Annotated in this window: 25 protein-coding genes; 15 read left to right on the forward strand and 10 right to left on the reverse strand. The window is 66.1% G+C overall.

Translation table 11 applies throughout. From position 1 onward, the window contains the following. Positions 1 to 2: 2 nt before the first annotated feature. The 3 genes from AC1DIM_RS12825 to AC1DIM_RS12835 all read right to left on the reverse strand — a co-directional run bounded on the left by AC1DIM_RS12825 (position 3) and on the right by AC1DIM_RS12835 (position 4586). Entirely contained in the window at positions 3 to 959 is a 957-nt protein-coding gene (locus AC1DIM_RS12825; protein ID WP_477710870.1) for an ABC transporter permease, read from the reverse strand. A 113-nt stretch (positions 960 to 1072) separates the two neighbouring features. Next, the gene (locus AC1DIM_RS12830) at positions 1073 to 2695 is read right to left on the reverse strand and encodes an ABC transporter substrate-binding protein (protein WP_477710871.1); all 1623 of its coding nucleotides are present in this window, start codon (positions 2693 to 2695) and stop codon (positions 1073 to 1075) included. A gap of 175 nt (positions 2696 to 2870) precedes the next feature. Continuing rightward, complete coding sequence (locus AC1DIM_RS12835; protein WP_477710872.1) at positions 2871 to 4586, reverse strand: sialidase family protein; 1716 nt, start codon at positions 4584 to 4586, stop codon at positions 2871 to 2873. Positions 4587 to 4651: 65 nt separating this feature from the next. Here AC1DIM_RS12835 and AC1DIM_RS12840 point away from each other — a divergent pair, with 65 nt between their 5' ends. Both AC1DIM_RS12840 and AC1DIM_RS12845 read left to right on the forward strand, forming a co-directional pair. Next, positions 4652 to 5590: a carbohydrate kinase family protein gene (locus tag AC1DIM_RS12840; RefSeq protein ID WP_477710873.1), complete on the forward strand. Its 939-nt coding sequence runs from the start codon at positions 4652 to 4654 to the stop codon at positions 5588 to 5590. Positions 5591 to 5773: 183 nt separating this feature from the next. Beyond that, complete coding sequence (locus AC1DIM_RS12845; RefSeq protein ID WP_477710964.1) at positions 5774 to 6415, forward strand: DNA alkylation repair protein; 642 nt, start codon at positions 5774 to 5776, stop codon at positions 6413 to 6415. A 46-nt stretch (positions 6416 to 6461) separates the two neighbouring features. On the opposite strand, the gene AC1DIM_RS12850 is transcribed toward AC1DIM_RS12845, so the two are convergent. Beyond that, on the reverse strand, positions 6462 to 7643 hold the full coding sequence (locus tag AC1DIM_RS12850) for an ABC transporter substrate-binding protein (RefSeq protein ID WP_477710874.1): 1182 nt from the start codon (positions 7641 to 7643) through the stop codon (positions 6462 to 6464). Positions 7644 to 7847: 204 nt separating this feature from the next. Here AC1DIM_RS12850 and AC1DIM_RS12855 point away from each other — a divergent pair, with 204 nt between their 5' ends. The 5 genes from AC1DIM_RS12855 (at position 7848) to AC1DIM_RS12875 (ending at position 11591) form a co-directional block, all read left to right on the forward strand. Next, positions 7848 to 8150, forward strand: coding sequence for a hypothetical protein (locus AC1DIM_RS12855; protein ID WP_477710875.1), 303 nt, complete (start codon positions 7848 to 7850; stop codon positions 8148 to 8150). Positions 8151 to 8185: 35 nt separating this feature from the next. Then, the gene (locus AC1DIM_RS12860) at positions 8186 to 9547 is read left to right on the forward strand and encodes a phosphoribosyltransferase family protein (protein WP_477710876.1); all 1362 of its coding nucleotides are present in this window, start codon (positions 8186 to 8188) and stop codon (positions 9545 to 9547) included. Positions 9548 to 9587: 40 nt separating this feature from the next. Beyond that, positions 9588 to 10406 carry an HAD family hydrolase gene (locus AC1DIM_RS12865; protein WP_477710877.1) on the forward strand — a complete coding sequence of 273 codons (819 nt, stop codon included), beginning with the start codon at positions 9588 to 9590 and terminating at the stop codon, positions 10404 to 10406. Positions 10407 to 10509: 103 nt separating this feature from the next. Continuing rightward, positions 10510 to 10758, forward strand: a complete 249-nt coding sequence (locus tag AC1DIM_RS12870) for a hypothetical protein (protein ID WP_477710878.1) — start codon at positions 10510 to 10512, stop codon at positions 10756 to 10758. A gap of 26 nt (positions 10759 to 10784) precedes the next feature. Continuing rightward, on the forward strand, positions 10785 to 11591 hold the full coding sequence (locus tag AC1DIM_RS12875) for a glycerophosphodiester phosphodiesterase family protein (RefSeq protein WP_477710879.1): 807 nt from the start codon (positions 10785 to 10787) through the stop codon (positions 11589 to 11591). 89 nt (positions 11592 to 11680) lie between these two features. Here AC1DIM_RS12875 and AC1DIM_RS12880 read toward each other — a convergent pair whose 3' ends face one another. The 3 genes from AC1DIM_RS12880 to AC1DIM_RS12890 form a co-directional block, all read right to left on the reverse strand. Further along, positions 11681 to 12730 carry an EAL domain-containing protein gene (locus AC1DIM_RS12880; protein WP_477710880.1) on the reverse strand — a complete coding sequence of 350 codons (1050 nt, stop codon included), beginning with the start codon at positions 12728 to 12730 and terminating at the stop codon, positions 11681 to 11683. A 185-nt stretch (positions 12731 to 12915) separates the two neighbouring features. Beyond that, a complete protein-coding gene (locus AC1DIM_RS12885) occupies positions 12916 to 14448 on the reverse strand; it encodes a putative bifunctional diguanylate cyclase/phosphodiesterase (protein WP_477710881.1) in 1533 nt (510 codons plus the stop codon). A gap of 32 nt (positions 14449 to 14480) precedes the next feature. Further along, complete coding sequence (locus tag AC1DIM_RS12890) at positions 14481 to 16106, reverse strand: sensor histidine kinase (protein ID WP_477710882.1); 1626 nt, start codon at positions 16104 to 16106, stop codon at positions 14481 to 14483. A gap of 133 nt (positions 16107 to 16239) precedes the next feature. Here AC1DIM_RS12890 and AC1DIM_RS12895 point away from each other — a divergent pair, with 133 nt between their 5' ends. The 3 genes from AC1DIM_RS12895 (at position 16240) to AC1DIM_RS12905 (ending at position 18687) form a co-directional block, all read left to right on the forward strand. Continuing rightward, positions 16240 to 16611 (forward strand): DUF7793 family protein, encoded by a 372-nt coding sequence (locus AC1DIM_RS12895; RefSeq protein ID WP_477710883.1) that lies wholly within the window; start codon positions 16240 to 16242, stop codon positions 16609 to 16611. 70 nt (positions 16612 to 16681) lie between these two features. Next, positions 16682 to 17515 (forward strand): class I SAM-dependent methyltransferase, encoded by an 834-nt coding sequence (locus tag AC1DIM_RS12900; protein WP_477710884.1) that lies wholly within the window; start codon positions 16682 to 16684, stop codon positions 17513 to 17515. Between the two features lie 47 nt (positions 17516 to 17562). Continuing rightward, a complete protein-coding gene (locus tag AC1DIM_RS12905; RefSeq protein ID WP_477710885.1) occupies positions 17563 to 18687 on the forward strand; it encodes a glycerate kinase in 1125 nt (374 codons plus the stop codon). Positions 18688 to 18796: 109 nt separating this feature from the next. Here AC1DIM_RS12905 and AC1DIM_RS12910 read toward each other — a convergent pair whose 3' ends face one another. Continuing rightward, positions 18797 to 19291, reverse strand: a complete 495-nt coding sequence (locus AC1DIM_RS12910; protein WP_477710886.1) for a DUF6328 family protein — start codon at positions 19289 to 19291, stop codon at positions 18797 to 18799. Between the two features lie 220 nt (positions 19292 to 19511). Here AC1DIM_RS12910 and AC1DIM_RS12915 point away from each other — a divergent pair, with 220 nt between their 5' ends. The 3 genes from AC1DIM_RS12915 (at position 19512) to AC1DIM_RS12925 (ending at position 21732) form a co-directional block, all read left to right on the forward strand. Continuing rightward, the gene (locus AC1DIM_RS12915; RefSeq protein WP_477710887.1) at positions 19512 to 19850 is read left to right on the forward strand and encodes a hypothetical protein; all 339 of its coding nucleotides are present in this window, start codon (positions 19512 to 19514) and stop codon (positions 19848 to 19850) included. Positions 19851 to 20056: 206 nt separating this feature from the next. Next, positions 20057 to 20872: a GAF domain-containing protein gene (locus tag AC1DIM_RS12920; RefSeq protein WP_477710888.1), complete on the forward strand. Its 816-nt coding sequence runs from the start codon at positions 20057 to 20059 to the stop codon at positions 20870 to 20872. Then, positions 20869 to 21732 carry an SGNH/GDSL hydrolase family protein gene (locus AC1DIM_RS12925; RefSeq protein ID WP_477710889.1) on the forward strand — a complete coding sequence of 288 codons (864 nt, stop codon included), beginning with the start codon at positions 20869 to 20871 and terminating at the stop codon, positions 21730 to 21732. The genes AC1DIM_RS12920 and AC1DIM_RS12925 overlap by 4 nt, the downstream gene beginning before the upstream one ends. Here the strand turns inward: AC1DIM_RS12925 and AC1DIM_RS12930 are convergent, their stop codons facing one another. Beyond that, entirely contained in the window at positions 21733 to 23085 is a 1353-nt protein-coding gene (locus tag AC1DIM_RS12930; RefSeq protein WP_477710890.1) for a uracil-xanthine permease family protein, read from the reverse strand. A gap of 200 nt (positions 23086 to 23285) precedes the next feature. Here AC1DIM_RS12930 and AC1DIM_RS12935 point away from each other — a divergent pair, with 200 nt between their 5' ends. Next, positions 23286 to 23891 (forward strand): malonic semialdehyde reductase, encoded by a 606-nt coding sequence (locus tag AC1DIM_RS12935; protein WP_477710891.1) that lies wholly within the window; start codon positions 23286 to 23288, stop codon positions 23889 to 23891. Between the two features lie 81 nt (positions 23892 to 23972). On the opposite strand, the gene pgm is transcribed toward AC1DIM_RS12935, so the two are convergent. After that, complete coding sequence (gene pgm / locus AC1DIM_RS12940; RefSeq protein ID WP_477710892.1) at positions 23973 to 25631, reverse strand: phosphoglucomutase (alpha-D-glucose-1,6-bisphosphate-dependent); 1659 nt, start codon at positions 25629 to 25631, stop codon at positions 23973 to 23975. A gap of 236 nt (positions 25632 to 25867) precedes the next feature. On the opposite strand from pgm, the gene AC1DIM_RS12945 reads away from it, so the two are divergent. Then, positions 25868 to 26767, forward strand: a complete 900-nt coding sequence (locus tag AC1DIM_RS12945) for a nuclease-related domain-containing protein (protein WP_477710893.1) — start codon at positions 25868 to 25870, stop codon at positions 26765 to 26767. Positions 26768 to 26796 lie beyond the last annotated feature (29 nt).

Consider the following 26796-nt stretch of genomic DNA (forward strand, 5'->3'; position numbering starts at 1 on the left):
AGCTATACCGTCCTGATTCGGGGGTTGATGAGCAAGTACAGGAGGTCCACCACGATGTTGACCAGAACGAAGGTGACGGAGATGGTGAGCACCACGCCCTGGACCAGGTTGACGTCCAGGTTGGTGATGCCGTTGAGGATCAGCTGGCCCATGCCGGGCAGGGCGAAGATCATTTCAATCACGACGGCGCCGCCCAGCAGGTAGCCCACGCGCAGTCCCAGCACGGTCACCGGCGTCACCAGGGCGTTGCGCAGGACGTTCTTGGAGACCACTTCGCGGTAGGGGACGCCGTTGCCGATGGCGGTGCGGACGTAGTCGCGGTCCAGTTCCTCCACCATGGAGGTACGGACCACGCGGATCAGCGAGGCCGAGACGGGGATGCCGAGCGCGAGGGCGGGGAGCGCCATGGAGTTCAGCCAGCCGCCGAAGCCGGATTCCGGCGTCGCGATGCCGCCCGAAGGGAACATGGGGTTGGTGCCCAGGGCAAACCACTGGATGAGCAGGATGCCCAGCCAGAACGACGGCGTGGCGATCGCGGCGATCGAGAAGACGCGGACCAGCTGGTCCTGCCACTTGTCTCGGTAGAGGGCGCCGAGGATGCCGAACGTCAGGGACAGGACGATGGCGATGAGGACGCCGAGGAAGGTCAGCTGCAGCGTCAGGGGGAACGCGGAGCCGATCATGGAGGCCACCGACTTGGCCGGCGGGGTGGTGACGCCGAGGTCGAACCGCAGCAGCTTGCCGAGGAAGCTGAAGTACTGGAGGACCAGCGGATCGTTCAGGCCGTTTTCCTGGCGGTACTGCTCTTTGGCTTCCTCGGAGGCGCCGTCGCCGAGGGCGGAGCTGGCCTGGTCGCCGGGAGCGGCCTGCAGGACGAGGAAGACGAGCAGGGTGATGCCCAGGATCATCAATGGCAGTGCTGCGAGTCTGCGGCCGAGCAGACGCAATATCGTGACCAATTTGTTCTCCGGTTTGGTTGGGGTGCTGCAGTTCCAATGGTGCGGGGCCTGCTCTGCGTGTTCCCGGGGGGATCAGGGGTGCAGAACAGGCCCCGCAACGCAAGGGGACCTGCTTAGGCGGTGCGTCCGACGTCGATGAACGACATACCGGTGGTGGGCAGCGGCTTGAAGCCGTTGAGCTTCTTGTCGTCCCAAGCGCTGGGCAGCTGGCGGTGGAAGATCGGGTACAGCGGAACTTCCTCGGAAACGAGGTCCACGATTTCGCCGGTGATCTTCTTGGAATCGTCCTTGGACGCCTGTGAGTTCTTGTTCATGAGGTCCTGCAGCGTGGCGCGCTCCGGGGCGGTCCAGTAAGCGCGCTTCTCCATCCAGGTCGCGCCCGAGTAGAACCAGCTCAGGAGCAGGTCAGCGTCGTTGCCGAAGACTGACGGGTCGCCGGGGGCAGCAACAACGGTGTAGTCGCCGGCGCCAACCCGGTCCGTGTACAGGGCGCCGGACTGGATGCTCTTCACTGTGACCTTCACGCCCGGAATCTTGTTCCAGGATTCGAGGATCAGCGGGGCAACGTCCTTGACCCAGGCGGTATCGGTGGTCAGCAGCTCGAACTCGAGGCTGGTGACGCCTGCCTGCTTCAGGAGGTCGGCTGCCTTGGCAGCGTCGTAGCCGTAGACGTTCTTGGCCTTGACGTAGTCCGGGTGGCCTTCCTGGAAGTAGGAGCTGGCGGGCTTGGCGTTGCCGAACAGGGCCTTCTTGATGATGGCGTCCTTGTCCAGGCCGTAGTGCAGGGCCTGGCGGACCAGCTTGTTGTTGAACGGGGCCTTGTTGCAGTTGAACATGAGGAACATCAGGCCAAAGGACTGGACTGACTCGACCTTGACCTTGGACTTGAGGCCGTCGATGTCCAGGTAGGGGACGTCCTCGATCGCCTGGACGCGGCCGGACTGGACGGCGGTGACGCGGGCTGCGGCGTCGGAGAGCAGGAGCCAGTTCATGCCCTTGGCCAGTGCCGGCTTGGGGCCGTTGTAGTCGGCGAAGGCTTCGAAGACGATCTTGTCGTCCTTGACGGCGGAGACCAGCTTGTAGGGGCCGGAGCCAACCGGGGCGGCGTCGAAGGCCTTGAGGTCCGTGGCCAAGGCCTTGGGGACGACCTTGACCACGGAAATGCGGGGGCCGAAGCCGGGGAACGCGTACTTCAGGGTGAACTCGACCGTCTTGGCATCGACGGGCTTCACATCCTGAATGAACGGAATGAACTGCGAGAACAGGGACTTGTTCGCCGGGTCCATAACCCGGGTGAAGGAGAAGGCGACGTCCTCGGTGGTGACGGGGGAGCCGTTGTGGAACTTGGCGCCGTCGCGGATGGTCACCTGGTAGGTGGTGTCGTTGACCTTCTTGGGGTCGGCTGCGGCGAGGGCGTTGTACGGCTCGCGGGTGGCCGGGTGCAGTTCGATGAGGCCTTCGAAGATGTGCAGGTTGGCGGCCATCGGCGTGGCGCCGGAGGAGCTCAGCGGGTCGAAGCCGGTGGAGAGGGCATAGGAGATGCCCGCTTCGATGGTGAGGTCCTTATTGACTGCTGCGGCGCTCGCGGCGCTGCCGGTGGTGGTGGCCGCCGGGCTGCCGCACGCGGCAACTGAAGCGGTGAATGCTGCGGCAGCGCCCATGGCACCGGTCAGCTTGAGGAAGTTTCGGCGGCTGGCGTCGTTGACCAGCGGCAGATTCTTGGTGATGTTGTTCATAAAAGCCTCGCCATTCCAGAAGGTTTATCGGATGTAGGACGTCCGAGCTCGTAGGATGACTGTAAGTCGGATCACAGCCTCCCGTCAAGCGCCGCCTCCCCCGGACGCTCTCCCACTTAACTCAGGTTTTCGCCGCCCGAGCTCTCACTTAACCCAGCTTTGGCCGGACGCTCTCTCACTCGGACACGCTGACGCCGCCGCTGCGGGTATCGAACCGGAAAGCACGACGGCGGCGCTCGGCTGTGGTGCCGCCTCCGGCTGTCAGTTCGAACACCACGTTCGCCCGGCCCTGTGCCACGTCCGCCTCGGTGACGGTGTATCCGGGGGTGAAGTAGAGGACTTCCTCACCGGGGCCGAGGTTCGCGGAGGGAAAGGCATCCGCGCCGGGGCCGGACAGCCGGACTCCGGTGGCCGGCCGGGCCCCGTGATTGCGCGCCCGACCGGTGAAGGCGAGGATGTCTCCAGCCTTATAGCCCGGAATGACGGGGCCGTAGTTCAGGTCCTGCGCCTCGCGGGTCCCGATCACCTGGGCGGCTTCGGCCGTGTACCCCTGGCCGATTTCCTTCCACGTGTGGACGCCCCAGTCGTCCCCGCCTGCGGGCATCACGTGGAACTCGCCGGTGTTCTGCCAGACGGACGGGCGGCCCGGGGTGATGGAGCGGAGCTCCATGTCGAACACCAGCCCGGCGTTCTCCCCGGGGATGGCCTTGCCGCCGTCAACCCCGCCGGTGACCTTGGGCCGGGCGGCCTGGGCTGTGAGTTGCTCGATCAGTTGCTCGGCGGGCACGGAAGCGAACACAATCTCCCGGTAGCCCTGCCGCTCGTACAGGACGCCGATGTTGCCGTCGGGGAGCCTCGCGGCCGTCGAATAGGCCGAACTGCCCGGGCACAAGACCAGCTTGGCCGGCCAGTTGCGTCCGTCGTCCGTTGACAGGCTGAGGACGGTGTTCCGTCGCAGAGCCGTGTCCTGGTTGTTGGTGGCCAGCAGCCACGAGTCGGTGCCGCTCCCGGCGAAGGAGGCCACCGAAGGCAGGCCATCGAAGCGGAGCAGTGATCCGTTGTCGCCCGGGTCCGGGAGGTCCTCAACGGGGACCAGCGTACTCCAGGTGGCGCCGCCGTCGTCGGATGTTGCGGCGAGGCGGCGGGGTGTCCCGCGGCTGTGGAGGAGAAGCCGGCCGTCCTGGAGTGCTGCCACCTTGTTTTCGTTGGGGCTGAACCCGTGCGTTCCGGCGCCGACGAGCTCCCCGAGCCTCCAGGTCCCGCCGTGGTCATCGCTGAACGCAGATGCGGCCATGATTTCGCCGCCGGCCAGGACCACATACTGCTGCACCAGCCGGCCACGGTAAGGCCCGGCGTGGATCTGGATGCCCTGGCCGGCGGCGGCGAAAATTCCCGTGATGGCGGGTTCGCCGGCGCGTGTTGGCGGGCGAAGCTTGAGCTCGGCGGTGATCCGGCGGTGCTGCCAGGTCAGTCCGTCGTCGTCGGAGAAGCTCACATCGCAGTGCTGGACCTGGTCATCCGGCTCCATTCCGGCCACCGCCTCAAAGAAGCCCGCGTGCGTTCCCGCGGCGTGGAACATCAAGATCCGGCCGGTGTCCATGTCCACCAGGAGGCTCGGATCGCCGTAGCCGTTGAGTCCGACGCCGGTCCGAACCACCTGCTGGGGTCCCCACGTCCGGCCGTTGTCCGTGCTGCGCCGCAGCAGAAGGTCAATCGGATTGGGCAGGTCGTCGAGGTTTGGCCGCCCGTCGTAGGCCGCCAGGAGCGTACCCTGCCGCGAGACGGTAAGGGCCGGAATCCTGTATTGGCGGTACCCGCCGGCTCCCCGGACTGCGAGAACGTGTTCGACGTCGGGTGTTGCAACCGTCAACGGCAGGACGTGGGATGTCATATCTCCATGGTAGGCGATGACTAATAAACCTGCGTGCGGGGCCATTTCTCTGGCAGAGTATGACCATGCTCACTGTAATCGGCGAGGGCCTTGTTGACGTTGTCCAGCGCGCCTCCGGAACCGAAGCCCACGTGGGCGGCAGCCCGCTCAACGTCGCGGTGGGCCTTGCCCGGCTGGACCATGCCGTGCAGTTCATCGGGCGCTACGGCCGCGACGCGTACGGGGACTCCGTTGCCGCCCACCTGCGCGCGAGTTCCGTGATGCTGCCGCAGGGGCCGGATGAGCTGCCTACCAGCGTGGCCACCGCACTGATCGACGACGACGGCGCCGCCACCTACACGTTCGACCTCGCCTGGGAACTTCCCCACCTCGCGGACCGCCTCCCCTTTATGCTGCAGGGCACCACGCTGCTGCACACCGGTTCTATCGCCACGATGCTGGCGCCTGGCGCCGCGGACGTGCTGGCCGCCGTCGAACACGCCCACACCTCCGCGACCATCAGCTTCGATCCCAACTGCCGGCCGAGCATCATCACCGACGTTGAGTACGCGCGGCAGCAGGCGGAAAAGTTCGCGTCCCTGGCGGATGTTGTGAAGGCTTCGGACGAGGACCTGGCGTGGCTGTACCCGGGCGTCGACCCGCTGGACTCGGCCCGGCGCTGGCTGGCTTTGGGCGGTGAGGAGGGGCCGGCGATGGTGGTGGTCACCCGCGGCGCGGACGGTCCGTGGGGGATCACAGCCGCCGGCGAGGTGGAATGCCCGGCGCCGGTAGTAGAGGTGGCGGACACCGTGGGCGCGGGGGATTCCTTTATGGCCGCGCTGCTCTCCGGGATTGTGGACCGCGGCCTGGACGGCGCGCAGAACCGGGAGAACCTCCGCGGGCTCCCGGCCGAGGGCCTTGCTGAACTCCTGGCACATGCCTCCCGCGCTGCCGCCGTCACTGTTTCACGCCCCGGCGCCAACCCGCCGACCCGCGCGGAACTGAACACCATCCCGGAGGAGTAGGGCGGGATCTGCCACCGCGACCCCCAGGATGCTCGGAAGGCGCGGGATTTCGCCCGCGCGGGTAGGCTGATCGCGAATCCCGCACACGATGGACATCCCGCACACGATGATCATCCCGCACACTATGGACAGGAGGCTGAGGTGGCCCAGACGACGGCAGCCGGAACAGCGGTGGACGAGCTGATGGCCGAGCTGGCCGGGCTCGAGGATCCCCGGGCGCGTGAGGTGAATGCCCGGCACGGCGACGATCACGGAGTGAACCTCAGCAAGCTGCGCGCGGTGGCCAAGCGGCTGAAGACGCAGCAGGAGCTTGCAATCGAGCTGTGGGAAACCGGAGACACTGCGGCCAGGCTGTTGGGGCTGCTGATTTGCCGTCCGAAGGCCTTCGGGAGCGATGAGCTGGACGCCATGCTGCGCCAGGCCCGCACGCCCAAGGTGCAGGATTGGCTGGTGAACTACGTGGTGAAGAAGAGCCCGCACGCCGAGGAGCTGCGTGTGGTCTGGTTCGCCGATCCGGATCCGGTGGTGGCGAGTGCCGGCTGGGCCCTGACCATAGAGCGCGTGGCGAAAGCTCCAGAGGGCCTCAACCTCCCGGGACTCCTCGACATCATCGAGGCGGAGATGCAGCCCGCCCCGGACCGCCTGCAGTGGGCGATGAACCACTGCCTGGCCCAGATCGGCATTGAGCACGCCGAGCACCGGGCCCGCGCCCTGGACATCGGGGAGCGGCTCGAGGTGCTTAAGGACTACCCCACACCGCCGAATTGCACCTCACCGTTCGCACCCGTCTGGATCACTGAGATGGTGAAGCGGCAGCAACAATAACGCGGATCGAGGGGCGGGATCTCGGCGCTAAGCCCGGGTCTTAGCACTACTCCTTGCCCAGCCCCGCTGCCGAGGTCTTCTCCCCGGCGACTTCGTTCAGGGCGGTGAGGTCGAAGATGCCGTTGATGTCCGCCTGCTTGGTGGTGCCGGCGGTCACGCCGTCGGCCAGGAGCTTCTGGTAGGTCCCGGCCAGCGGGTCCGCGGTGAACACGATGTTCTTCAGGGAACGGGTAATCACATCCGTGCTGAGTTCTGCGCCGGCAGCCTGCTTGAGGGCAGCGTTGATGACGCTCGCCTTCTCAGTGTCGGAAGCGGAGTTCAACCATTCCACCGACTTGGCATGGCCGCGGAGGAGCGCCTTGACTGTGTCCGGATGCTCAGCAGCGAACTTTTTGTTCACGATCAGGATGGTAGTGGGGAACTCGCCCGGCTTGCCGGTGAGCGAACCGTCCCATAGGTCCTTCTCATCCACCAGGACCTTCGCTCCGGCGGTCAGCACCAGGCGGGACGCCCACGGCTCAGGCAACCACGCGCCGTCGAGCTTTCCATCCTGGAACAGCTTCAGTGTCTGCGCGTTCTCGGTGGGGTTGATGGCCACATCGCCGCTGCCATCCACATTGGTTTTGTAGCCCTGTGACGAGAGCCACGCCCGCAGGGCAACATCCTGCGTGCCGCCAAGCTGCGGCGAGGCCAGAGTCTTGCCCCTGAGATCGGCTGCTGAGTTGATTTCCGGCTTGACCACCAACTGGGCGCCGCCCGCGGCGGCCCCGGCGATGATGCTGACGGACTCCCCGCGGCTCTTGACGAACGAGTTGATGGCCGGGTTCGGGCCGATGTACGTGGCATCGATGGCCCCGGCGTTCAGGGCCTCGATCGCGGCAGGCCCGGCGTTGAAGACCTGTGTGCTGAGCTTCGTGTCGCCCAGCTCACCGGCAATGTACCCCTTGCTGACACCCACCAGGGCCGGCGCGTGGGTCACGTTCCCGAAGTAGCCCAGCTTCAGCTCGGCCGCGGCGTTGCCCGGAGCTGCAACGGACGCAGCGGGGGCCGCGGCATTGTTGCCGGAGACCGCCGAGGCCACGGCCACGCCGCCGCCGATCAAGGCTAGGACGCCGACCGCAATGCCGATCTTCAGCCCCAGCCGCCGCTGCGGAGTGGCTGACTGCCCGGCAACGATCCGGGTGGATCCCTGCTGGTTCTGTGGGTTCTTGTCCGAGGGTGTGCTCATGGGAAATTTCCTTTGCTGGCGGAGGTGTTGAGAAGAGATTACGGACGGGCCTGATGTGCCACAACGGTCCGGACATGGGCGGTCACCGGGCGTAGCGAAGGCTCAACACAGCGTCGCGTAGCGTCAAAGAGCGTCGCATTGCGTCTCTTTCCCGGGGGACTTTCTACCCTTGTTACGCCACCCTGCAGGGTGTCAGATGGGAGCATGACGCCAGGAACCACCCAATCTGCGCGCTGGCCCCGGATCTCCAAGGACGTCCAGACATTCCCTGTCACCCCCAACCTGCCGGACTACGAAACGGCCTGTAGCCGGTTTTCCTGGGCGAATGCGCGCGCTGCGCTTTCCGGGCTTCCCGACGGCGGCCTCAACATGGCGTACGAGGCAGTGGACCGTCATGCCACCGGTCCCCGTGCCAACCACCAGGCCCTGCGGTTCGTCCGTGCCGACGGCTCCGCCCATGCCATGTCATGGTCCGCTGCGCAGGAAACTCCTCCGGAGGAGGAATAGCGCCCACTGGCCGTACAAGCAAGGAAGTTGTCCGCATGAATAAGTTCCTGGACAGGGTCGACGCCGGCCGGCGGCTGGGGCAGCAGCTGAGCCGGTTTCGGGGAGAGGACGTCATCATTTTGGGGCTGCCGCGCGGCGGCGTTCCGGTGGCGGCCGAGGTGGCGAAAGCACTCAACGCGCCGCTGGACGTCATTGTGGTCCGCAAACTCGGCGTCCCGTTCCGGCCGGAGGTGGCGATGGGAGCCATCGGCGAAGGAAACGCCCGCGTGCTGGACAAGCGTGTCATCTCGCTCGCAGGCATAACGGAAAACGATCTTCGGACCGTGGAACGGGAGGCGCGGGCACTTCTGAAATCCAGGGTGGAACGGTACCGCAGGGCACGGCCACGGCTGGAACTGACCGGGAAGACTGCCCTCATCGTGGACGACGGCATGGCCACCGGATCAACGGCCCGGGTTGCCTGCCAAGTGGCACGGCAGCTCGGCGCGGCCACGATAATTCTGGCCGTCCCTGTGGCCCCGGCACACCTGCTGGACACGCTGACTGAACCGGATCGGGTTGTCTCCCTCATTTCCGCCCATGATTTCCAGGCAGTCGGGCAGTATTACCGTGACTTCTCACCCACAGCGGACGAGGAGGTGGTGCGGCTGCTGGACGCACTTGCACAAAGAGATTTCGCCAGCGGAGATTTCCCCAGCGATTCCACCGGCGGCGGAGGGCAGGACGCGGCGGTTGACCAGGTGGTGCAGATTCCGGCCGCCGCACTGACCCTGCAAGGAGACCTGCACCTGCCCGGACACTGCGAAGCGGTTGTCGTTTTCGCCCATGGAAGCGGCAGCAGCCGGCACAGCCCGCGCAACAAGTACGTTGCCTCCGTCCTCCACGGTGCAGGCCTGGGCACCCTCCTGCTGGACCTGCTGACCCCGGCGGAGGAAGCGGACCGCGGGAACGTTTTCGATATTCCGTTGCTGGCCCAGCGGCTCACCGCGGCAACACAGTGGCTGGCTACCCAATATGGTCCCTCAATGCGCGTCGGCTACTTCGGGGCAAGTACTGGTGCCGCCGCCGCGCTGTGGGCCGCAGCCGACGCCGGCGGCCAGGTGGGTGCGATCGTTTCCAGGGGCGGGCGGCCCGACCTGGCCGGCCCGCGGCTTGCCGCCGTCCGTGCCCCCACCCTCCTCATCGTCGGCGGGGCCGATACCCAGGTCCTTGGCCTGAACCAGGCGGCGATGAACGGCATGCGGGTGCTGATCCGGCTGGAGGTCATTCCGGGCGCCACCCACCTCTTCGAAGAACCTGGAACGCTCGCGCAGGCGGCGAAGCTGGCTGCCGGCTGGTTCACCCGCTACTTGCTGCCTGCCCGCAACGGCGGCCCCCTTCCGGAGGGGCTCCCTTAGGCGGCAGGGCCCCTAAAAGAGACCCACGTAGACTGGGAGAATGCGGCTGGTAGCAAGTGATATTGACGGAACCATTCTGGGGCACGACGGAAAAATCAGTGACCGCACCGTCCGCGCCTTCCATGCCTGCCGGGAGGCCGGCGTCGAACTGGTTTTTGTTACCGGCCGGCCGCCGCGCTGGCTGCACCCGCTGCAGGAGCAGCTTGGACACACCGGCACTGTGATCTGCTCCAACGGCGCCGTGGTGTGGGACCTCGAAACGGATCGGCTGGTCTCCGCCCAAACGCTGAGCATTGATGCCGTCCGGGAAACGCGTCGGATCATCAAGACCCTGCGGCCCGCGTCGCTTTTCGCCGCGGAGACCCTCAACGGGTTCCACCTGGAGCCGGGCTTTATCGAGAACGGCTCCAGCGAGTTGCTGGCCGAATTCACCCCCGCCCCGCTGGCTGACACGCTCACCGCGGACGACGCCGTCGTGAAGTTCCTTGCGATCGTCAGGGAGGGCACTCCGGACGACTTCCTCGCCGAGGTCCGCCCCGCCGTCGCGCACCTCGCGTACGCCACTCACTCCGCACCCAGCGTGGCCATGCTGGAGCTGTGCCTTCCCGGCGTCAACAAGGCAGTCACCCTGGCCGAGTACGCCAAGTCCCTCTCGATCGACGCCGCGGATGTGGTGGCGTTCGGTGACATGCCCAACGACGTCGAGATGCTGCGCTGGGCAGGCAACGGATACGGGATGGCCAGCGGCCACCCGGACGCCATCCGCGCCGCCGGGCAGCAGGCACCCCACTTCGACGACGACGGCGTAGCCCAGATTCTTGAGGCAAGGCTCGCCGGGCTCGGTGTAGGGCGCGCCTGACCAGGCGCAATAGCCTCTCTTCACAGCTCACGCTCACCTCGCGTTAACTTTCGCCCCCTAGAGTGGCCGTGGGCATACACCATCCACAGCTTGAGGGGAAGTCATGGCAAGGAACGGCAACCAACGCAGGTCCGAAGCGGCATTGCGCCCGGCAGAGCCGGCAGCGCACTGGAAGGCGCTGAAAGAGGGCGACCGGGTGCGCGTCCTCCTCACTCCCGGTTACGAAACCGGCGGGCTCGTGGACGCCATCACCCCGGACTACACCTCTGTGTGGGTGAATCTCGACGGCGGGCTGGGGCGTACGATGCTTCATTGCAGCGACGGCGTGGAGATCGTGCCGCAGGAGGCATAGCGGGCAGGTTCCGGTACGCTCGCAGCGTGACCGAGCGGTACTTTGACTCTTCCGGTGATGCCTCGCGCCCGCCGCGCCCCATCGCCTTGGCCCACCGCGGCTTCTCCCGGGAGGGGCTGGAAAACTCGATGGCTGCCTTCCGTGCCGCCGTCGAACTGGGATGCCGTTACGTCGAAACCGATGTCCACACCACGTCCGACGGCGTGCTGCTGCTCTTCCACGACGACACCCTGGACCGGGTCACCGACGGCCGCGGCCGGATCTCCGAACTGCCAGCCGCCGACGTGGCCGCCGCCAGGATCGGCGGGTTCGAACCGGTGCCGCTGTTCGACGAGCTCTTCACGGCGTTCCCCGAAGTGCGGGTGAACCTGGACATCAAGGACTGGGGCTCCGTGCACACCCTTGCCGCAGGCATCGAACGTCACGGCGCGCATGACCGCGTCCTGGTGGCCAGCTTTTCAGACCGCCGACGCCGGGCGGTGCTGAAGCTGCTCAGCCGGCCGGTTGCGTCCTCGGCCGGGGTGGTGACGAACGGGCTGTTCGTTCTGCTTGGCCCTGTTCTTCCAGTTCCTTTGCTGCGCCTTGTGCTCCGGGGCTCGTTGCGTGACGTTCAGGCGTTGCAGGTGCCTGTGCGGCAGGGCATGATCCGTGTGGTCACGCCCGGGTTCATCCGCCGCGCTCACGCCCTCGGCCTCTGGGTCCACGTTTGGACCATCAATGATCCTGCCGAAATGCGCCGCCTGCTGGACCTTGGCGTGGACGGGATCGTGACGGACCGGGCAGACCTGCTGAGGCAAGTTCTCGTGGAGCGGGGCGAGTGGCCCGGCAGCTGAGTCGTGCAGCGTTGCCGGGCCGCGGACACCTCATGCCGGGCCAGACACCCAATAAAGCTGCGGTCGCGCCAATTCAGCGGCGCAGCCGGTTATCGCCGTTCAGTGCCGCCGGGGCCTGGGATGGAACGGCCGGAATCGGCGGCGAGGGGGCGGAACTCATCCGGGTCTAGGGGAGCATCCCAAGCGGCCCAGTCCATCGGCCGCACAGAGGGCCTGCCGAGCAGGTAGCCTTGCCCGGCGCTGAAACCCAACTCGGTCAGGGTCTTCAGTTCCTCGGCGGTTTCAACGCCTTCCGCCACCACGACGCTTCCGATCTGGGTGGCGAACTCCACCATGCAGGCGGCAACGGCATGCTGTGTCGGGTCCTGGTCCACGCCGCTGATGACGCTTCGTCCCAGCTTGATGAAGTCGGGGCGCAAATGGAGCATCCGGCTCAGCGTGCCGGCGCTGGAGTTCGAGTCATCGATGGCAATTCTCAGCCCGCGTTTCCGCAGTGGAGTAATTGCGGAAACGAAATGCGAGTATTGGTCATCCGGAATTCCGTCCGTCAACTCGAGGACAATTCGCTCTATTGGCAAATCAATATGGTCAAACAATTCCGGCAGGCGCGGGTCGAGGCATGATGCGGACGAGATGTTCATGGCGACATAAAGGTGCCCAGGGAGGCTCGCGGCGGCCAGCGCTGCAGAACCGAGTGCTGAGAATTCCAGGTTGGCGCCCAGTCCAACCGCAGCAGCTTCGGCAAACCAGAGTGCCGCACCGGCGCCGTCGTCGCTGACAAAGCGGGACAGCGCCTCAACACCCACCACACTCTTGGAGTCCAGGCCGTAAATGGGCTGGAAAGCAGTCATCAACATTTGCTTCTCCAGCAAGGCGCTGATCCTGGAGAGACTCCGCAGTGAGTCCAGCCGTTCAACGAGATGCGGCGGCACGGCGTTCAGAGGTTGAAGGGCGCGGGCCGTGACCGGGGTGCCCTCCTGCGCAGCATCCATCTGCCGGCGCTCCAGCAGATATTCCAGCAAGGCCCGCTCCGGTACGCCCGGGTTTTCGCCCAAGCGATCGCTGAGGCGCTGGCGGATGGCTGCTCCCGCAGGATCCGGGTCCGCCAACACCGCAGCGATTACTCCCCATGCTTGCACGCGAACTGTCATTAGCGACGCCCCCAGTTGACGAAGTAATAGCCCCGTGGCCGTTTAGTTTTCAAATGTCCTGGCGCTTTCCGGAATTCGATACTTCTGATTTAGGCCGATCTTCCTGCCCGCGGAGAATCGGTTTCCAACTAGATGGTATATCGGGACATGCCAAAAGCGCAGCCCCTGAACGATTAAGCGCTATTACTCTGTGCCGAACTTCCGGCCAGGAGCCCGGGAACCTGCTCGGGCGGAACCGGTTTGCTGAAGTAGTACCCCTGCGCGCTGAGGCAGCCCAGGTTGCGCAGGTGTTCAGCCTGCTCCGCAGTTTCCACGCCCTCCCAGACTGCTTCGAGCCCGCAGGCCCGCACCAGCTGCAGGACGGCAGCCACGAGGGCGGGTTGGCTGGGATCAGTACCCAGCCCCTCGATCAGCGACCGGTCCACCTTGACGCGGTCCACCGGGAGGCGGCGCAGGTAGCTGATGGAGGAGTAGCCGGTCCCGAAGTCGTCGATCTCGATTCCGACCCCAAGCCCCCGCAGCCCGCCAAGGGAGTACCGGTCCAGTTCGTTGCCCCTGACGATCGCCACTTCGGTCAGTTCGAGGACAACCTGCGCCGGCCGGACGCCTGTTTCCTTAAGCACCCCGCGGACATCCTCGATGAACTGCAGGCTTTGCAGGTCGGTGGCGGAGATATTGATGCGCACCGAGAAGGAACTGTCCACCAGGCCGTCGTCAATCCAACAGCGGAGCTGATGCACCGCCGTCGTGAGGACCCACAGGCCAAGCTCGGAGATCAGTCCTGCGTCCTCAGCGAGGGGGATGAACTCGTCCGGCATGATGAGCCCGCGGGTGGGGTGCTGCCAGCGGACAAGGGCTTCCACGCCTTCAATCCTGCCCGTGTCAAGCTCAATCACGGGCTGGTAATGGAGCACCAGCCCTTCGCCCTTGACCGCGGTCCGGAGGTCATCGAGGAGTTGGCTGCGGAGCCTGCGGACAAGAAGGAGCCCGGGCTCGAACACGTGGAGCCGGTTCTGACCCTCGGCCTTGGAGGCGTACATGGCGACGTCGGCCTCCATGAGCAGGTCGTCCGGCGATCGGCCCGGCTCCCCGACGCTGAGCCCGATGCTCGCAGCGCAGCGGATGGTCCGGTCGGGAAGCACGATTGGTTCTTTAAGGGAGGCCAGGACGCGTTGACCAACGACGGCGGCCTGGTCGGCACCCGTGGCAGGCATAACAATGGCGAACTCGTCCCCGCCGAGCCGGGCGACAACGTCACCGCGGCGGACGGCACCGCGGATACGCCTTGCGACGGTCGTTAGCACATGGTCTCCGGCGGCGTGGCCGAGGCTGTCGTTGATGGACTTGAAGGCATCCAGGTCAAGGAGCAGGATCACCGGCTGGCCGGCGACGTCATGGTCCTGCGCGGCCTTCAGTGCGGCAAGGAGCGCCGACCGGTTGGCGAGGCCGGTGAGGGGGTCCTGCATGGCCATCTTCTGCATTTCGCGGTGCGCCTCGTGGAGGAGCTGGGTGCGGTCTTCAACGCGCTGTTCGAGTTCCTCGTAGATAATCTGCAGGTCCTCGGCCAGGAGATTGGTGCCCATGATGATGGCGTCAAGTTCGTCGCGGGCGGGCGAGACTTCAATCCGGGACTGGAGGTCGCCGGAGGCAAGCCGGACAATGCCCTCTAGAAGTTGGGACAGCCTGGGGTCATCATCGGCGAACAAGGGGACCTCCTCTCCGGGGTTCAGGGACTGGTTCAGGGACTCTGTGGCGAATGGGTGTCCAGTGGGAGCTTCACCGTGACAGTGGTGCCCAGGCCCAGCTGCGACGCCACCTCGATGCGGCCGCCGTGACGGTCCACGATGTCCTGCGTGATGGCAAGCCCCAAGCCGGTGCCGGGCACAGCCCCGGCCATGGCGTTGGAGGCCCGGTAAAAGCGCGTGAAGACGTGGGCCAGCTCATCCTCGGAGATCCCCATCCCGGTGTCCGAGACCTTGACCGTTGCCCAGCGGGTGCCGTCGGCTTCGGTCTCGGAGACGCTGCCGACGTCGATCCGCCCTCCGCCTGGAGTGAACTTGATGGCGTTGGAGACCAGGTTGGTAAAAACCTGCTGCAGCTGGACTTCGTCTGCCATGATGTCGAGGTCATCGGCGGTGGGGGCCAGGGCGATGCTGACGTTCTGCAGCTTCGCCAGCGGCGTGAGTGCGGCGGTGACAATCTTCAGGGTCCGTGCCAGCCGGACAGGCGTCAGCTGCAGCGGGCTGAGCTCGTGGCCGTTGCGGGAAACGCTCAGCATGTCCTCGATCAGCAGGCGGAGCCGTTCCGTATTCCGGACCACGATATCCAACATTTGGTGGACCTCGGTGGACACCGGGTCTGAGGTGCTTTCCTGGATCATATCCAGGTACGCCATGATCGACGTCAGCGGGGTACGGAGTTCGTGGTTGACGGTGGCCAGGAAGTCGGTCTTGGCTTTGTCCAGCTCCCGGAGCTGCTTGACCACCTGCTGCTGGCTGGTGATCAGGTGGCTCTGGATCAGCCCATGGGCCGCGTTGCCGGCCACGTGCTGGATGAGGCCGAGCTCCGCCCGCGACCATTCCCGGGGGGAGCCCAGCAGCGCGATCCAGATGATGCCCAGGGACGAACTGCCGTCGCCCATCGGGACGGCCACGTATGCTGCCGCATTGAGGGCGGCCAGCCCGGCCGGAAGCTCCACGTCATCAGTGCCGCCCGGGACGAAAGCCCCGTTCGCGGTCAGGGGCTCTGCCCGTGACCAGAGGACATCGGCTGCTGTGCGGTCCTCTTCCGCGGCCGCGAACAACGCCGCAGGCAGGGGCGCCAGCCCGGGCCGGTGCCACTGCGCGGTGATCAGCGGCACCCTGTCGTCCTCGAACGTGGCCAGGCAGACCCGGTCGGCGCCGAAGGTCTCACCGAAACCCGTCACCACAAAGTCGGCGATCTGCTGGGGATCGTTGGTTCCGCGAAGTGCGGCCGATACCTGCCGCAGCCGTTCGCGCAGCGTCTCGGCTTCATGCCGTGCCTCCGCCCGGCGGGAAACCAGGTTGATGAGGGCCGTGGCCCGGTGGATCAGTTCCTTGGCCGCGGGCGGTTTGGCAATGCAGTCCCGGACGCCGGTGTGCTCCACGGCCTTGACCTCGGCCGGACTGTCCAGGTCCACGAGCGCCAGGACAGGCGCCGCGGCGTCGATATCGGACAGGGAACTGTCCAGGACCAGGACGGAGGGCTTGGCGTCAGCCAGAATTGCAGACAGGGCGGGGGCGGTCCCGGCAGCGCGGACCGTGAAGCCCGCCGCTTCCAGTGCTGCCGCTACGAATTGCCGACGCCCGGAGTCCGGGTCCGCGACTACGGCCAGGTAGGGCACGGTTGCTACGTGTGGTGTATCCGGTGGCAACCTGTCCCCCTCGCTGTTGGCTGAGCACTGTTTAGTCCTGAATGAGTACATTGTAGGGTGACGGGGCAGAGCTGGCCCTTATTAGGAACCGCGGAGGGTAATCGTGACGAATCAGCCTGCTGAAGGTGTGAAGGCGGATCTGACGTTGGATGGGCAGGGTGTCATTCAACTGAGGTGGCCGCGCGCGGTGTCCATCTCCCAGGCCGACGCCGAAGCGGCGATGCGCGGCGTGAATGAACTCTGTGGTGACCTCCGCTATCCCATGCTGGTGGACATGGCCACAACGGCGCAGGTCAGCCGCGGTGCCCGCGCCGTTTTCGGCAGGCCGTGCCAGGCGTCCCGGATAGCGCTGCTGGGGGCATCGCCCGTGGACAAAGTGCTGGCGAACTTCATCCTCGGCATCAACAAACTGCCCTGCCCCACCCGGTTTTTCACCTCCAGGGAAGAGGCTACGGCCTGGCTGCTGAAGGGGTAGCAAGCCGTAACCTGAACCCCATCGCGCTTTCCAGCGCAGGCGCGGGACGGCCGGGGCCTATATTTGAACGGTGCCCTCCCCTTCGAACCCCTTGCGCTCCGCCTGGCGGAAGTACCTGATCCTGCCCAAGCTCATCAGCCTGTCCCGCTCCGCTCCCAAGGACAGGGCTGTTGCCTGGGACAGGTACTGGGCAGGCATCGCCAGTACCGGTACCAGCAGCGAAGTGCTCTGGGATTCCGGCTCTGACAACGAGTTGAACGGATACCGGGACATACTGGCACGCCACTTCGATCCGGACCTCCCTGTGGTGGATGTGGGCTGCGGCCACGGTGCCTTTAGCCGCGCCCTGGCGGCATTTTCCCCGCAGGTGATCGGCGTGGACGTGGCTGATCATGCCGTGGCCCGCGCGCGGGAGGAATCGGCAGGGTTAAAAAACGTCAGCTTTGTGGCATGCGACATGACCCGGCCGGGGGCGGGCGCCGGGCTGGCGGGACCCACGGACGCCAACGTCTTCATCCGTGGGGTACTCCATGTCCTGGGCACCGCCGATCAGGCTGCCCTGATGGAAAACCTCCGGCAGCTGGTGGGCGGGCGCGGCCGGGTCTTCCTGGCAGAGACGAACTTTCGCGGAAACCCGGTGGAATACGTCTCGCACCTGGGTGCCTCGCTTCGAAAGATCCCGGCGCCGCTGGAACTGGCCATCCGTAAGCTGCCCATGCCCGGCCACTTCGGCCCGGACGAGCTTGTTGCCGTCATGCCAACGGACCGATGGACGCTCGTGGAGGACGGCGCCACCACCATCGAAACCAATCCACTGATGGATGTTGGCGGGGACAGCAGGATCCCCGGCTACTTCGCCGTCCTCAAGGGCAAGGCGCCGGTTCAGGAGGCCCAGTCCGCATAGCGGATCGGGCAAGCGCTTTCCCTCGCGGGACTGGCATGATTGAGCGCATGCGCATTCTCATCGCTCCGGACAAGTTCAAGGGTTCCCTCACCGCTGCCGAGGCCGCTGCCGCCATCGCGGAAGGGGCCCTGCGCGTCTATCCGGACGCCGATACCAACCAGTTTCCCATCGCGGACGGCGGCGAGGGAACTCTGGAGGCGGCCGTTTCTGCTGGCTATGAGGAGCGGCTGAACGCCGTCGTCGGGCCCATCCTGAAGCCCGTCGGTGCGGCCTGGGCCATCCGCAGGCACGCCGACGGCGGTGCTGTCGCAGTCATCGAAACCGCGCAGGCCTCCGGCCTGGCTCAGATGGAGCCCACTGCGGCCAACGCGCTGCGGGCGCACAGCTACGGCTGCGGGCAGTTAATCGCCGCTGCCCTCGACGCCGGTGCCACCGAGATTGTGCTGGGCCTGGGCGGATCGGCCATGACCGACGGCGGCAGCGGTGCGCTGCGTGCGCTGGGCCTGAAGCCCCTGGACCGCGCCGGAAACGTGGTCCCGTTGGGCGGCGGATCCCTTGCGGATGTGGTGGCTCTGGATACCTCCGGACTGGATCCGCGCCTGGTTTCCGTTTCGTTCCGGATCGCCGTGGACGTGCAGAACCCGCTGTTCGGCACCACCGGCGCCGCCCACGTCTTCGGCCCCCAGAAGGGAGCGGATGGGGAGGCTGTGGAATTGCTCGACGCCGGCCTCCGCAACTGGGCGTCCGTGCTCCGTGAAGCCACCGGCCGGGACGTCAACGTCCCCGGCGCCGGGGCTGCCGGCGGCTTCCCGGCGTCGTTCCTTGCTTTTACCGGTGCCCGGCTGGAAGGCGGGTTTGCGCTGGTCGCGGGACTTACCGGCCTCTCGGGGCACCTCGACAACGCAGACCTCGTGATCACCGGCGAGGGGTCGTTGGATTCGCAGTCGCTGACCGGGAAGGCCCCCATCGCGCTCGCCGACGCCGCCCGGGAACGGGGCATCCCGGTGATCGTGGTGGCGGGCCGGATCCTGGTCACGCCCGAAGACCTGGCGGGGCACGGCGTAGTAGCCGCCGCGCAGTTGCTCGATGTGGCCGCCAGCCCCGAAGACGCCGTCGCCAACGCCGCAAAGTACCTGGCGTGGGCAACCAGCCGGGTCCTCGAAGGCGCCTGAGGCAGGCCCTTCGTCATGGCCGGTTCGGGGGAGCCCGACTGTTTGAAGTCCCCTTCAGCCGCATTCGGCGGGGTCGCGCGGTTATCGCCCCTGGATCAACGTGCCTGGATTAGCGTCCCTCTGCACGGCGGTTCAGTCGAAGGGGCACATAGATCAGCAGGATCAGGAGGACCGCCAGCAGGATCCCACCTGCGGCAAGGGCCGCCGAGCGGCCGGCTGTTACATCAAACACCAGTGCCGTCGTCCCGACGCTGAGCATGCCAACCCCGGCCAGGGCCAGTTTCGTGATGGTATCGGCGCTTGACACCAGCATCTCTTTGAGGCGCTGGCGGAACAGCCGGCGGTGGACACTCACCGGAAGCAGGATGAAGGCGGTGGTGAGGGCGGCGACGACAACGCTGACGAGGTAGAGGCTGACCTGAAATCCGTCGAGTTCCCTGAAGCGCTGCTGGAAGGGAAGCGTCAGGAGGAAGCCTGCCAAGATCTGCACCCCGGTCTGCAGAACCCGGAGCTCCTGAAGCAGTTCGGCCCAGTTCCGGTCAAGCTGCTCTTCCCGGGTTTCGTTCCGGCCCGAGTTGCCGCTGGCGTCCTCCACATCGGACATTGCTTCTCCTCGCCCCCGGCATCGCCGCCAGGCCGTTGGCTCCCAAGCCGTTTGCTCCCAAGCTAAGCCGAAGTTGCGCCAAGATCAACGATTGCTAAGGTTGCTTATGGCTTGTGTCGAACGGTGGACTCGGCCTGACAGGCGGGATAGTTTCAAGGCCGGCCAGCCGGGTCTCAATACTTTCCCGTCAGATTCATCCACATCCACAACAGGAGGAACCATGAGTCAGGAAAACCTGCGCACGGAACCGGGAGAGGAAGCGGGCGGATACGGCTCGCCGACCGCGGAGCAGGAGATGGGCGGCACGGACGAGCAGCGCCATGCCGGAGTCGCCTCGAACGGTCCCGGCGTCGAACCGGGCGGACCGCCCGTGCCGGGGGACGCGGACGTGCCGTCGGCAGAGGCCGAAATCGACGAGTCAAACGCGGATTCGAAGGGCTCGGAGCCGTTCTCCTCAGAGCCGGAAGGCGACGCAGCCGGCCTGCCGGACGGCAGCGGAAATGACCTGTCCAAGGAGAAATCACCGAACGACGACGACGAAAGTTTCGACGCCGGCTGACCCGTAGTGCCGCCAGGTTTCGCCCGGCGCCAGCTATGGAAGCAAAGTGCCGTCCGGATTCGTGCCGGGCGGCACTTTTGTGCCCCCGGCCCGTCTTGTGATGCCGCATATTGGTGCCGTAGAACCGCACCCGGGAAACCAACTCCGGACGTATCCTAGTAAGAGGTTTTGCAGTGGGCCGCGCGTTTCGATCCTAGGCGTGGAACATGGCCGCGGAGACTCCAAGGGGGCCAGGTTGGGAATCCTTTCCCGACCCCCAGGATGTGGTGTTCGAGAGCACGGATGTTGAGGACTTCCTTGCTTCGGTCACCGGCGAGTTCATGCGCGGCCTGGACGGGGATGTCCGCTCAATCAGTTGGGCCGTCACCTTCTTCCGTCCCGGAGCAGTCCGGACAGCCGCCGCCGGCAGCGCCGCGGCCAGGGCCGCAGACGAAGAACAGTGCTCGTTCGCGGACGGACCCGTGCTGGAATCCCTTCGCGCCGGTGACTTTGTGCACCTGGCAGACACGGCCCGCGACCGCCGGTGGCCAGGCTACGCCAGTGCTGCCGCGGACCACGGGGTCCGGTCGCTGCTGTCGATACCCATCGTCTCTGCCGTAGGGTGGCATGCGGCGCTGAGCCTCTATGCCGCCACACCCCATGCCTTCAGCAGCGAAGACATCGTTCTGGTGCGCCGCTATGCACGGCAGGTGGCGACGTCCCTGCGCTTGGTGGTGCGGGTGGCCGCGCGGGCCGAAGCAGGCGCGCAGCTGGCAGTAGCCCAGAGTTCCGCAGTCCTGATGGACCTGGCCCTCGGCATCCTGATGTCCGACTACGGGCTCGGCCACGAGGCCGCTGTGCAGTACCTCCGGACCGTAGCAAGGCATACCAGCCAGGGGCTGCGCCAGACGGCCTTGAATATCGTGGCGGCCTCACGCCCGGAGACGGCGGAACCCCGCCATGACAGCGCCGGTTTCGGACTCATCACGGTCGAAACACCGGCGCTGAACGAAGGACCCTACAAAACAGGGAGTACACCATGAAGGCCCGCAAGCAGGACAAGGCAGCCACAAGCGCCCCCGCAGAGCCAGCACTTCACCCTTGGCACCGGCTGGTGGCCCTGGGCGATTCCTTCACGGAGGGGATCGGCGACCCTGACCCCCGTAGTGACGGCGGCCTGCGCGGCTGGGCTGACCGCGTGGCCGAGGAGCTCAGTGCTAACCAGCCTGGTTTCGCCTACGCCAACCTCGCCGTCCGGGGGCTCCTGGTGCACCAGATCCTGGACCAGCAGCTTGAGCCGGCCCTCGCACTGAAGCCCGACCTCGTGACGCTTTCCGCCGGGGGCAACGACATTGTTTTCCGGCGCAGTGACCCGGATCGGCTGGCAGAAAAGATCGACGCCGGGGTGGACCAGCTGACCCGCTCCGGGGCCACCGTGGTGATGTTCGCCGGACCTGACTGGGGTGCCACCCCGGTCTTCAGCCAGATCCGTGGCAAAGTGGCCATCCTCAACGAGAACCTGCACACCGTGGCCGCCCGTCACGACGCGGTGATGGTTGACCTGTGGTTCCTGCGCGAACTCTCAAGCCCAGGCATGTGGGATCCTGACCGGCTCCATTTCTCGCCGCTGGGACACCACACCATTGCGGCCGCCGTGCTGCAGGCCCTTGGTGTACCGCACACGCTGGTGCCCCTGGTACCCAGGCCGCCGCTGCCACGCAACTGGAAGGCGGCCAGGTCCGAGGATCTGATCTGGGCCCGGGAATATCTGGTCCCGTGGGTGGTCAGGCAGCTGAGGCACCCGGCTGAGGAGGCGCTGACGGCCAAGCGGCCTGAGCCGGGGCCGGTGTTTGGCTATGGCAGTTCCCCGGGGCCCTTCATCGGGGGCGGCCACGCCGCCTGATCAGCGTTTCTTCGGGCTACGTTTCGTTGCGGCGTTAAGAGCGGCCTTCACTGCCGGCGGAAGGCTGGCCTGCTCGGTTTCCGGTTCCGCCACCGTGCCCCGGGCCCTCGCAATGGCTTTCATGCCGTGGTAGATCACCAGGGCGGCGGCCGAACCCAGCGCGATGCCGGTGAAGGTCAGCTCCCCGATGGTCCAGGTATAGTCCGCGATGCCGATGATCAGCGCGACGGCGGCGGTGGTCAGGTTCACCGGGTTGGCGAAGTTCACCTTGTTCTGGACCCAGATCTTCACGCCGAGAATGCCGATCATGCCGTACAGCATGGTGGCCGCGCCGCCGAGCACGCCCTGCGGCACCGTGGCAATCAGTTCGCCGAACTTCGGTGAGAAGCTCAGCACGATCGCGAAGATTCCGGCGACCCAGTACGCCGCCGTCGAGTACACCTTGGTGGCCGCCATGACGCCAATGTTTTCCGCGTAGGTGGTGGTGCCGGAACCGCCGCCTGCGCCAGCCAGGACCGTGGCGATGCCGTCAGCCATCAGCGCACGCCCGGAGACGTCGTCGAGGTTCTGCCCGGTCATGGCCGCCACTGACTTCACGTGCCCGATGTTCTCCGCCACGAGGACCAGGACCACCGGAACAAAAAGACCCAGCACGCCCACATGGAATTCCGGTGTCTGGAAGTGCGGGAGGCCGATCCACGCGGCTGCGTCCATTTTGTCGTAGCTCACTTCGCCACGCAGCATGGCCACCGCGTAGCCCACCACCACGCCCACCAGGATGCTTAGCCGGCCGACGATCCCGCGGAACAGGACGCTGACCAGGATGATGGTGGCCAGGGTGATCACCGCGGTGATGGGAGCGGCGGCGAAGTTCATCTTTGCGGCGGGGGCCAGGTTCAGGCCGATCAGGGCCACGATGGCGCCGGTGACGATCGGCGGCATCAGCCGGTTGATCCAGCCGGCACCGAACTTCTGGACGATCGCACCGATCAGGGCCAGCGCGACGCCGGCGAGCAGCACCCCGCCCAGCGCTCCGGGGATGCCGAACTGATGCTGCGACGCCATGATGGGCGCGATGAAGGCGAAGCTGGAGCCGAGGTAGCTGGGCACCCGGCCCTTGGTAATGACCAGGAACAGCAGCGTGCCGATGCCGGAGAAGAACAGGGTGGTGGCCGGCGGCATCCCGGTGATGATGGGGACCAGGAACGTGGCTCCGAACATGGCCACCACGTGCTGCATGCCCACGCCAATGGTCAGGGGCCAGGCCAGCCGCTCGTCCGGAGCAACCACGTGGCCGGGCTTAATCGACCTGCCGGTGCCGTGCAGCTTCCATTTCATTCCGAGCATGCTCATGGACGGGAGCCTTTCAAGGGGGTTGCCGCTGGGGCTGGAATCTTCCGGTGCAACAATACCGCGCCGCCCCGCCCCGCGTCCGGCTGTGTTGGACGTCACGTGCCGTCACGGGAAGAAGGCGGGAACGCTTGAAGTTGCAACTATGGAAAGCAGACCGCCGGCCATCATCCTGATGAGCGGGCCCAGCGAAAGGTACGCATATGACTATTGCCCACGAAGAAGCAGTCATCGACTCAGCCGCCGTCGACGCCATCTTTGCCGAAGCCCGCACCGCCAACACCTTTACCGGTGAGGTGACCGAGGACCAGGCCCGCGCCATCTACGAGCTCACCAAGTTCGGCCCTACGGCGTTCAACTCCCAGCCCCTGCGTGTCACCTATGTCCGTTCGGACGAGGCCCGCGCCAAGCTCGTTGACGCCCTGTCCAACGGCAACAAGGCCAAGACCGCTTCCGCTCCGCTGGTTGCCGTCCTCAGCTACGACACCGCCTGGGCTGAGCGGTGGGACACTTTCCTGCCCGAGTACAACGCGCCGAAGGCCATGTACGACGCCGCCCCGGACCTGGCTGCAGCCACCGGCAACAACAACGCGCACCTGCAGGCCGGCTACTTCATCATTGCCGTCCGGTCCCTCGGCCTCGCCGCCGGCCCGATGACCGGTGCCGATTTCGGCGCCATCGACGCCCAGCTTTTCCCCGCCGGCGAGCAGAAGAGCTTCCTGGTGGTCAACATCGGCCAGGCCGGTGAGGGTGCCTGGGGCGCAGCCAAGCCCAAGTTCAGCTACGAGGACGTCGTCCGCACCGTCTGATTTAAACCAAGATGCTCTATCACTTTTGGCCCCTATCCAACCCGGATGGGGACCAAAAGTGATAGAGCATCTGCTTTTGGGTTAGGCGATGACGCCGTCCACCAAGGCCTTGGCCTCGGCCTGCACCTGCTTGAGGTGCTCCTCGCCCTTGAAGGACTCGGCGTAGATCTTGTAGACATCCTCGGTGCCGGACGGACGCGCGGCGAACCAGGCGTTCTCCGTGACTACCTTGAGGCCGCCGATGGAGGCGCCGTTGCCGGGCGCCTCGGTGAGCTTGGCGATGATGGTTTCGCCCGCCAGTTCCGTTGCAGTGACGTCCGACGGCGAGAGCTTGCCAAGTGCCGCCTTCTGCTCCCGCGTGGCTGCTGCATCAATGCGCGCGTAGACGGGGGCGCCGAACTGGTCGGTCAGGCCCTTGTACAGCTGCGACGGGGACTTGCCGGTGACGGCGGTGATTTCCGAGGCGAGCAGTGCCAGCAGGATGCCGTCCTTGTCGGTGGTCCAGACGCTGCCGTCAAGCTTGTTGAACGAGGCGCCGGCCGATTCCTCGCCGCCGAACGCGCCTTCGCCGGACAGCAGGCCGGGCACAAACCACTTGAAGCCCACGGGAACCTCCACCAGCTTGCGGCCCAGGCTCTCCGCCACACGGTCGATGATCGAGGAGGAAACCAGGGTCTTGCCCACCACCGAGTTCGGGTTCCAGCCGCTGCGGTTGCGGTACAGGTAATCGATGGCGACGGCGAGGTAGTGGTTCGGGTTCATCAGCCCACCGTCAGGGGTCACGATGCCGTGCCGGTCGGCGTCGGCGTCATTCCCGGTGGCGACGTCGAACGCGGCTGAACTGCCGCCGTCGGACATCCGCTTGATGAGCGAGGCCATCGCGGCGGGTGAGGAGCAGTCCATCCGGATCTTTTCGTCCCAGTCCAGGGTCATAAAGGCCCACTGCGGGTCCACGGTGGGGTTCACCACGGTGAGGTTCAGGTGGTGGCGCTCGGCGATCTCGCCCCAATAGTCCACGGAGGCGCCGCCCATGGGGTCGGCGCCGATGCGGACGCCAGCCTCGCGGATGGCGTCCAGGTTCAGGACCGACGGGAGGTCGTCAACGTAGCTGCTGAGGAAGTCGAACTTGCCGGTGCTGTCCGCGGCGAGGGCTTCGGCGACGGGGACGCGCTTGACGCCGCGGAGATCGTTTTCGAGCAGTTCGTTGGCCCGGTTGGCGATCCAGCCCGTGGCATCGGAATCGGCAGGGCCGCCGTGCGGCGGGTTGTACTTGAAGCCGCCATCGCCCGGCGGATTGTGGCTGGGCGTGACCACAATGCCGTCCGCCTCGGGAGAGCCGGGCTGGCGGTTGTTGTTGTACGTGAGGATGGCGTGGCTCAGGGCAGGTGTGGGCGTGTAGCCGTGGCGGGCGTCAACCAGCACGTTGACCCCGTTGGCGGCGAGCACTTCCAGTGCTGAGTTCTGCGCGGGTTCGCTCAGGGCGTGGGTGTCCTTCGCCAGGAACAGGGGACCGGTGATGCCTTGGCCGGCGCGGTATTCCACAATGGCCTGCGTGATCGCAACGATGTGTTTTTCGTTGAACGACGCCTTGAGGCTGGATCCCCGGTGTCCCGACGTGCCGAACGCTACGCGCTGGCCGGGATCACCCAGATCCGGCGAAATGTCGTAGTACGCGTCGAGGAGCGCAGTGATGTCAACAAGGTCCTGGGGTTGGGCAACTGTGCCCGCGCGGCTAGCCATGGGACCAGCATGCCAGACGCGGGCGGACGGCAATACGCCGCGGCCCAAATTCCGGACCCTGTGACGCGGAATGTCATGAACAAGTGGTTAAACCTGAGTACTCAGCCGAAAAGTACCTATATACCGGCCGCCGCCGCCGCTGTTACGTTCGGAAAAGTCAGCAAGGAAGGCGCGACGGCGGTAGCACTGCCGTCGCGCATGCGGCAGCAAAACCGCCAGAAAGTAGGGGACCGGTCATGGGGGCAGGGGACGGCGCGGCCGAGCAGTCAAGGCTCGCAGCGGAGCGTGTGCAGCGACTTAAACGCCAACTGGATCTGGCCGAACGGGCCACTCAGTCCTGGGACGAAGGCGCCGTTGGCGAGCGGATTGTTGCCGAGCATCTCAGCCTGCTCGTCCCGCACGGGTGGTTTCTCCTCAACGACGTGCACTGGCCCGGCAGGCCCAGGGCCAACCTTGACCACGTGCTGGTGGGTCCCGGCGGTGTGGTGGTTGTGGATGCCAAAAACTGGACAGGTGAGGTCCGTGTTTCCGCCGGGGTCCTGTGGCAGGGCCGGTTTGCCAGAACGCAGTCGGTGGAAGGGGCGCTGGCGCAGTGCGCCGCCGTCGCCTCGGTCATGACGCCGCCGCACCGCCGCCTGGTCCGCCCCTTGATCTGTCTCGCAGGTCAGCCGGACCTCTTCGCCATCACGAGTGCCGACGTCGCGGTCGCGGGTGTCGAACGCGTTGTTGAGGCCGTCCTGGCCCTGCCTGCGGTGCTGGACACGGCGACAGTGCTGGGCCTGTATGCGAACCTCAGTCAGCAGCTCACACAGGAACCGGAGGCGGAAAGCCCCGCCCTGAGGTCATTGACCAGCCATCGTGTGGTGCCTTCGACGAGCCGGCCCGATGTGCCCCGACGGCCCGAGGTGTCGCAGGGGCCGCATATGGCGCAGCGGCCGGCGGCAGCACCGGCTGGCCGGCGCGATTCCCGGCCCGGCCCGCGGCAGCTCCCGCACGTCCCCAGCGGGGCGCGCAGCGGCTATGGAAGCCGGAAAGCGCATGCCCAACAGCAGGCTGCCGTGGGGATGGGCCGGTTGCTGTGCCTCGTGGGCTTCGTCGTTTTCGCTGTGTACGTGATGCCTTATTTAGGACGATAGGACCGCTCATAGTGCGATCGGACCGCAGG

Source organism: Pseudarthrobacter sp. 01T43, assembly GCF_056398665.1.